At 71.1% G+C, this 6,769-nt stretch carries 9 protein-coding genes and 1 tRNA gene; 3 read left to right on the top strand and 7 right to left on the bottom strand.

The genetic code is table 11. The features are described 5' to 3' along the window. Window positions 1–660, bottom strand: a 660-nt coding sequence (locus ACRDTB_RS36800; RefSeq protein ID WP_431436882.1) for a lysylphosphatidylglycerol synthase domain-containing protein, incomplete at its 3' end; no start/stop codon positions are given. Window positions 661–784: 124 nt separating this feature from the next. On the opposite strand from ACRDTB_RS36800, the gene rph reads away from it, so the two are divergent. Then, window positions 785–1,558 (top strand): ribonuclease PH, encoded by a 774-nt coding sequence (gene rph, locus ACRDTB_RS36795; RefSeq protein WP_431436881.1) that lies wholly within the window; start codon window positions 785–787, stop codon window positions 1,556–1,558. Continuing rightward, window positions 1,555–2,163 carry an RdgB/HAM1 family non-canonical purine NTP pyrophosphatase gene (rdgB, locus tag ACRDTB_RS36790; RefSeq protein ID WP_431436880.1) on the top strand — a complete coding sequence of 203 codons (609 nt, stop codon included), beginning with the start codon at window positions 1,555–1,557 and terminating at the stop codon, window positions 2,161–2,163. Before rph ends, rdgB begins: the two co-directional genes overlap by 4 nt. Window positions 2,164–2,183: 20 nt before the next feature. Here rdgB and ACRDTB_RS36785 read toward each other — a convergent pair whose 3' ends face one another. The 5 genes from ACRDTB_RS36785 to ACRDTB_RS36765 form a co-directional block, all read right to left on the bottom strand. Further along, window positions 2,184–3,014 carry a hypothetical protein gene (locus ACRDTB_RS36785; protein WP_431436879.1) on the bottom strand — a complete coding sequence of 277 codons (831 nt, stop codon included), beginning with the start codon at window positions 3,012–3,014 and terminating at the stop codon, window positions 2,184–2,186. 232 nt (window positions 3,015–3,246) lie between these two features. Continuing rightward, a complete protein-coding gene (bcp, locus tag ACRDTB_RS36780) occupies window positions 3,247–3,720 on the bottom strand; it encodes a thioredoxin-dependent thiol peroxidase (protein ID WP_431436878.1) in 474 nt (157 codons plus the stop codon). A 22-nt stretch (window positions 3,721–3,742) separates the two neighbouring features. After that, the gene (locus tag ACRDTB_RS36775) at window positions 3,743–4,297 is read right to left on the bottom strand and encodes a hypothetical protein (RefSeq protein ID WP_431436876.1); all 555 of its coding nucleotides are present in this window, start codon (window positions 4,295–4,297) and stop codon (window positions 3,743–3,745) included. Between the two features lie 162 nt (window positions 4,298–4,459). Then, entirely contained in the window at window positions 4,460–4,633 is a 174-nt protein-coding gene (locus tag ACRDTB_RS36770; RefSeq protein ID WP_431436875.1) for a hypothetical protein, read from the bottom strand. Window positions 4,634–4,672: 39 nt separating this feature from the next. Then, on the bottom strand, window positions 4,673–5,836 hold the full coding sequence (locus ACRDTB_RS36765; RefSeq protein ID WP_431436873.1) for a sialidase family protein: 1,164 nt from the start codon (window positions 5,834–5,836) through the stop codon (window positions 4,673–4,675). Window positions 5,837–5,956: 120 nt separating this feature from the next. Between ACRDTB_RS36765 and ACRDTB_RS36760 the strand changes: the two genes are divergently transcribed. Further along, a tRNA-Leu gene (locus tag ACRDTB_RS36760) sits at window positions 5,957–6,032 on the top strand. Here ACRDTB_RS36760 and ACRDTB_RS36755 read toward each other — a convergent pair. Then, a complete protein-coding gene (locus ACRDTB_RS36755) occupies window positions 5,989–6,729 on the bottom strand; it encodes a recombinase zinc beta ribbon domain-containing protein (protein WP_431436883.1) in 741 nt (246 codons plus the stop codon). The two genes, ACRDTB_RS36760 and ACRDTB_RS36755, sit on opposite strands and share 44 nt — an antisense overlap. Window positions 6,730–6,769 lie beyond the last annotated feature (40 nt).

Raw genomic sequence — 6,769 nt, 5'->3', positions numbered from 1 at the left:
CGGCCGCAGCACGGCGGTCAGGCGTGACCGGCGTGCGGCGAGCCGCTCGAGGGTGCCGGTGTGGCGGCGCGGATGGGACCGCTGGATCTGCCAGCTGGACTGCCAGGCGAGCAGCCCGACGAAGATCAGCAGGCCGAGCGTGACCACCGTGGGTACCTGGGTCAGCACCGGGTGCTCCCGCCAGGCCTCGCCGAACCACACCGCGGCGGTGGCCAGTGCGCCGGTGGCGTACAGCAGGGCCAGTGCGGCGAAGGACAGAAAGCCGGAGAGCACCATCACGGTGGCGGCCGTGCGGCGGCTCGCGCCGTGCGTGCGGAACTGTTTGAAGGCGTACGCCGCGGAGACCGCCGAGCCCGCGGGCAGGCCGATCGCGATGGCCGAGCGGCTGAAGGCGAGCGCGAGCGCGCGGCGGCGCGTCATGGCGACGCCGAAGGCGGTCAGCAGGCGGCGCTGCTGGCGGGCGAACATCGCGATCGCGGCGAGCTCGGCGGCGGTGGCGACGACGAGCCAGCCCGGGCCGGCGTCGCGGAGCGCGGTCGCGACGTCCGCGAGGCTCGGCAGCTTGTCGCGCAACGTCAGCGCCGCGACGGCGAACACCGCGAGCACCACGGCGACCCGCAGCATGGTCAGTGCTCGATGACGTCGTACCTTCCCCGCCATGTCCCCCTCCACGATTTCATCATGCGATGAACTCTCCTCCTCGCCGGCTGCCCGGTCAATCCGAATCCGTGCCCCAGTCGGGTGCCCGGCGGGAGAGGTGCGCCACAGGTCGTAGGGTTGGCCGGTGGCACGCAGCGATGGCAGGAACGACGACCAGCTCAGGGACATCAAGCTCACCCGCGGGTTTCAGGTGTGGCCGGCCGGCTCGGTGCTGGTCGAGTTCGGCAGGACGAGGGTGTTGTGCGCGGCGAGCGTGACCGAGGGGGTTCCGCGCTGGCGCAAGGGTTCCGGGCTCGGCTGGGTGACCGCCGAGTACGCGATGCTGCCGTCGGCGACGAACACCCGGGGTGACCGCGAGTCGGTCAAGGGGCGGATCGGCGGGCGCACGCACGAGATCAGCCGGCTGATCGGCCGGTCGCTGCGCGCGTGCATCGACCTGGCCGCCCTCGGCGAGAACACCATCGTGATCGACTGCGACGTGATCCAGGCGGACGGCGGCACCCGGACGGCGGCGGTCAGCGGTGGCTACGTGGCGCTCGCGGACGCGGTGACCTGGCTCGGCGCCGCCGGCCGGCTCGCCGACCCGCAGCCGCTGTCCTGCGCGGTGTCCGCGATCAGCGTGGGCGTGGTCGACGGTCGGGTGCGCCTGGACCTGCCCTACGAGGAGGACGCTCGCGCCGAGGTCGACATGAACGTGGTCGCCACCGACACCGGCACGATCATCGAGGTGCAGGGCACCGGCGAGGGCGCCACCTTCACCCGGTCTACTTTGGACCGCATGCTGGACATGGCGCTGGCCGGCTGCGCGGAGATCAACGCGCGGCAGGCCGCGGCGCTCGCCGAGCCCTACCCCGGCACGCTCCCCGAGGCCGCGCCGACGACCAAGGCGCGCTCGTGACGCAGGTGCTGCTGGCCAGCCGCAACGCGAAGAAGCTCGAGGAGCTGCGCCGGATCCTCGCGAGCACGGCGGACACGGCGGGTATCGAGGTGGTCGGCCTGGCCGACGTGCCGCCGTTCCCCGAGGCGCCCGAGACCGGCGCCACCTTCGAGGAGAACGCGCTCGCGAAGGCCCGCGACGCCGTCGCCGCCACGGGCCTGCCGGCCGTCGCCGACGACTCCGGCATCGCGGTCGACGCGCTGAACGGCATGCCCGGCGTGCTGTCCGCGCGCTGGGCCGGCGGCGCGAAGGACGACCTGGCGAACCTGACGCTGGTGCTCGAGCAGGTGGCCGACGTGCCCGACGAGCGGCTGACCGCGGCCTTCGTGTGCGCGGCGGCACTGGTTCGCCCGGACGGCACCGAGGTCGTCGTGCGCGGCGAGTGGCGGGGCACGCTGGCTCGCAAGCCCCGTGGCACCAACGGTTTCGGCTACGACCCGATCTTCGTGCCGGAGGGGGAGACGCGGACGTCGGCCGAGCTACCGGCGGCGGAGAAGGACGCGATCTCCCACCGCGGCCGCGCGCTGACCCAGCTCCTGCCTCAGCTGCGCGCCCTGTCCATGTAGCCCAGCCGGCCGGTCCGGCACTAGAGGCCCGGCAGGTAGCCGTGCATCGACGCCGCGGCCGCCGTGACCGAGCGCGCCGAGGCCTGCCACCCCGCGCTGAGCGGGTGCTCGCTGAGCAGCACGACGACGTACCGGAAGCCCGGCCCGGCCAGGCCCGTGCTGTGCAGCACCATCGCCCTGCCGTTGTTGCCCCAGCCCTGCTTGACCGCCCACTGGCCGGCCACCCCGTCCGGTATGCCGAAGTGCTGGTCGAACCCGTCCGCGGCGTGGCGCGGCGCCTGGGCGAGCGCGCCGACGACCAGCGTGCGGTCCGCCGACGGCAGCTCGAGCACGTGCTGGTAGATCCGCACCACGTCCCACGCCGTCAGCCGGACCTCGCCCCACTGGCCGGGCACCTCGGGCGGCCGCACGCCGTGGAGGCCGAGCTCGGCGCTGGTCCGCGTCACGAGCTTCGGGCCGCCCTCCCGGACCCAGAACATGCTCGCGAGCCCGTCGTCGGACGTGCGGAGCATGCGGGCGAGCCGCCGCCGGTCCTCGACGTCGGTGCCCCGGGCGAGCACGTCGACGGCGATGAGCAGCTTCACGAGCGAGGCCGAGCGGAAGGGCCGCTTGGCGTTGAGCTCCAGTGCGAACCGGCCCGTCGTGCGGTCATACACCGCGGCGCCGAGCGTGGTGTTCGGCTCCACCGCGGCCGCGGCGCTCGTGAGCATCCGGGCGGGAACGAGCCGGGGCGTGTCGGCCCCTGGCTTGGCCCCGTTCCGTCCCGGCGGGTGCGTCGGCCGCTTGGGCATCAGCGTGGGCGACACGCTCGTGGTCACGTCCGGCACCGGTGCGTGTGCCGGACCGCGCACGCTGCCACTGTCCGTCGCGGGGCGACCGCAAGCGGCGACGGCCAGGAGAAATGAGAGGACCAAGACGAGCCAGCGAATGCCACGGAGCGAATCGGTTCGCATGCCGTGAATACGCCGCCGTCTTTTGAGAAGTTGACCGGCCGAAATGGCAACTTCCACCACACCCGTGGCGTACGGTTCAGCTCGTCCTTACGTTGTCTCCTCCGTTTTCTCCGCGTCCCTTTCGTTATTTTCAGACGCCGATTTCCCTGCGCAGTTTCGCCACGTGTCCGGTCGCTCGCACGTTGTACATCGCTCCCGCGATCCGGCCCTCCGGGTCGATGACGAACGTGGAGCGGATCACACCGGTGATCGTGCGGCCGTAGTTCTTCTTCTCGCCGTAGGCGCCCCACTCGACGAGCACCTCGCGGCTCTCGTCGGACAGCAGCGGGAACGTCAGCTTCTCGTCGGCGACGAACTTCGCGAGCTTGGCCGGCTTGTCGGGGGAGATGCCGAGCACGGTGAAGCCGGCGTCGTTGAGCTCACCGAGGCTGTCGCGGAAGTCGCAGGCCTGCGTGGTGCAGCCGGGTGTGCTGGCGGCGGGGTAGAAGTAGACGACGACGTGCCGGCCGCGGAAGTCGGCCAGGGAGACGTCCTTGCCGGTGCTGTCCGGGAGGCGGAAGTCGGGCGCGGGGTCGCCGACGGAAAGGCGTTTCTGCTCTGTCATGAGGCCGACGTTAGCCTGCCGGTCAGACAACCCCGTCGTAGAGTTCGATGGCCGTGGAGGTGGGCTGGGCCGTGCGCACCGAGATCCGCACCGCGCAGGCCTTCTCGGGCACGGCGAACGCGACGTTGAAGCGCAGCGACTGGTCCGGCGCGACCTCGTCGGTGGCGCCCGAGACCCCGTTGTAACCCTGGGTCGAGTCGATCACCTGCTCGGTCGGCGCGCCGTCCACGGTCGCGGTGAAGGACAGCTGCGAGGGCCGGAACGCGATGCTGCCGCCGTTGTCGATGGCCACGTCGATGGCCACGGCGCGGCTGGATCGCGGGTACGCGGTGTCGCTCGGGGTGAAGGTCTTCGGTGCGGAAGCGGTGAGGACGACGTCCTTGTCGATCGACTTGCGGACCTCGTCGTCGGAGTCGCCGGTCGGGTCGGTGGCCGGGGGGTCGGCCGGCGACTCGGAGCGCTCGGTGGTCGGGCTCGTGGTGTGGGTCGGCTGAGCGGCTTCGGAGGGGTGTGGTACTCCGCAACCGGCCAGAGTCAGCAGTGCGCAGGCCGCGACCGCGAGTCTGGCGATCGGCACCGGCAGGTCCCTTCCCTGGGGTGATGTGTACGTCCGAATGCACTATTCCCGCGGCGAACCCGGCGCAGGGCCGATGAAGCGGACCTGGTGTCGTGCCGTGGCCGACCTGTGACCAGTCGGACACCGAAAGTGATCAACACCACGCCGCCGGGAGGAATACCGTCAGGCCGCCATCGCGAAGAACAACACGAAGACGGCGATGGTGATCAGCCACAACGCGATGAGCCACCCGAAGTCGCGCCACGGGGAGATGGCCTTGTTGTCGTCGCCCGGGACGTAGACCCCCCGTGCCTCGAACTGGTCGACGAGCTTGTCGAGGAGGCGCGGTGCGCGCATCGGCCGGCTCCTTTCGTGCCGGCCAATGGTCGCACGCGGTCAGCCGGCGGGCGGGATGGGGCCGGTCGCGTAGAAGGCCCGGCAGGCCCCGTCGACCGTCTCGGTGGCGACGTGGAGGACGGAGGCGCCGTCGGTGCTCGCGAGGACCGACGGGCTGAAGTTGCGGCAGCCCTCGTTGTTGGGGTCGGGGACCGGGACCGGGGCCGGGATCTCCCGCCAGGGCCCCTGCCCGAGGTTGTCGTTGACGAGCAGCGAGCGGCCGTTGCCGGGCGCGTGGGTCCCGTCGGCGTTCACGAGCATCTCGCTGGCGAGCACGAGCTGCCCCGACGGGCCGACGGTGACCGTCGGTGTGTGGCGCGGGTACTTGCCGTCCGTCGTCCGGATCCCGGTGCCGAGGTTGAAGGGGTCGCCGTAGTCCCAGCCGTCCGCCGAGGTGCGGAGGTAGGCGCTGCAGAGGGGTTCGTCGAGGTTGCAGACTTCGTAGACCATGAGGTAGGTGCCGTCCGGGAGCTGGCGGACGCCCGCCATGCCGGGCCGGACGTAGAAGTCGGCGTTCTTCACGGTGTCGCGCTTGTCGGTCCAGGTGACCCCGTCGGTGGAGCGCGCCTGCACGAGCTTCTGGTCGTGGTTGGGCTTGTCCGACTCGTCGGACCAGAAGGCCACCAGGTGCCCGTCGGCCGAGACGGAGAGCTCCGGCTCCCAGGCGTTGAACCTGTTGGGCTGCGTGGCGATGTCGGACTTGAAGGTCCACGTGCGACCGTGGTCACGGCTCTCCCAGAGGCGCTGTTTGACGCGCCGCTCGGCGTTGGGCAGGTTGTACCCGGCGGAGGTGGCCCAGAGCAGCGTGCCGGCCGGCATGTCGCCGATCTGCCGGGGGAGCTCGAAGAGGGTGGCGCAACACAGCCCCCGGCTGTCGGCCCCGGCGGGGTCGGTCACCGTGCCGACGTGCTGGAACGTGGCGCCGCCGTCGGTGCTCTCGACGATGATCCCGACACCGTCCCCGTCGACCACGCTGACGACGGAGCCGAGGATGCGCCCGTTGGCCGCCCCTGAATGCTCGAGCCGGATGACTCGCGGGTAGTAGGCGTCGCCGGAGTAGATCAGCTGCGGCGCCTGGCCTCCGTGCTGCTCACCCGACACCCCCGGCGCGACCACCACCAGCGTCGCGAGCGCCACAACGCCGGCCACAACCCCAGTCCGCATCCACACCACGCCCCGACTCGTGCTTGCAGTCCCGTTGGATGTTAACCAACCAGCGCCGGAATGTCGTGATCTCCGCCATGTGCGGGCGGACTACGCTGTGCCGCAGCGCCTCCGGCGCCCGGGGCCGTAGCCCAACGGCAGAGGCACTGGATTTAGGTTCCAGCCAGTGGGGGTTCGACTCCCCTCGGCCCCACCAAATGTGTCGGTACACGAACACCAGGGGTCGGGCCTGCTGAGGTGGTCTCGGCCCCTGTGTCGTGTTCGGCCGCAGTGCGCTGCTGGGGGATGCGGAAGGTGGGCACGAAGCGGTCGTTTCCGCTGATGGTGACGCGTGCGACCAAGGTTTCGACGAGGGTCTTCTGCTCGGTGACGCGGCCGGAGCGGACGATCTCGCTGATGTGCTGGGCGACCTGGTCGAGGGCGGCCGGGTCGGGCGCGGTGGGTTGTTCGGCGATCAGGTGTTCGAGTTCGAGCTTGCGGTCGCGGAGCTGTTGCCGCTTGGCGCGGAGGTTGGCGAGTCGCTGGTTGACGTCCTCGTCGTCGCCGTCGAGCTTGCCGTCCTCGAACGCGTCGAGGTAGCGGTCGATCTTCGCGGCGACGGTGGCGAGTTCGGCGTTGACGGTGGTGAGTTCGTCGGCGCGGGTGTCGTGGTCGGCGAGGTGGTCGTGTTGGGCGACGTCCACGGCCTGGGTGATGAGGTCGTGCCCGGTGCGGTAGAACTCGACGGCCGCGTCGAGGAGGGCTTGGTCCAGGTGGTCGGCGTTGAGGCGGGGCATGTCACACGCCTCGGTGCCGTAGCGCTGGAGGGTCCAGCAGGTGTAGTAGCGGTAGGTCTTGGTCTTGCCGGTGGCGCGGGTGCCGATCATGGATTTGCCGCAGCGGGGGCAGCGCAGTTTGCCGGAGGCGATGTAGTCGGAGGCGTTCGCGGCGCGG

This window comes from Actinophytocola sp. (assembly GCF_050699935.1).
Taxonomy (GTDB): domain Bacteria; phylum Actinomycetota; class Actinomycetes; order Mycobacteriales; family Pseudonocardiaceae; genus Actinophytocola.
Note: the sequence above shows the minus strand (reverse complement) of the source record. Positions and strands in the feature narration are given on the sequence as shown.

Excerpts from the sequence above, each read along its gene's own strand:
- bcp (WP_431436878.1), bottom strand. The coding sequence starts at position 3,720 with ATGACAGAGCAGAAACGCCTTTCCGTCGGCGACCCCGCGCCCGACTTC.
- ACRDTB_RS36765 (WP_431436873.1), bottom strand. The coding sequence starts at position 5,836 with ATGCGGACTGGGGTTGTGGCCGGCGTTGTGGCGCTCGCGACGCTGGTG.
- ACRDTB_RS36770 (WP_431436875.1), bottom strand. The coding sequence starts at position 4,633 with ATGCGCGCACCGCGCCTCCTCGACAAGCTCGTCGACCAGTTCGAGGCA.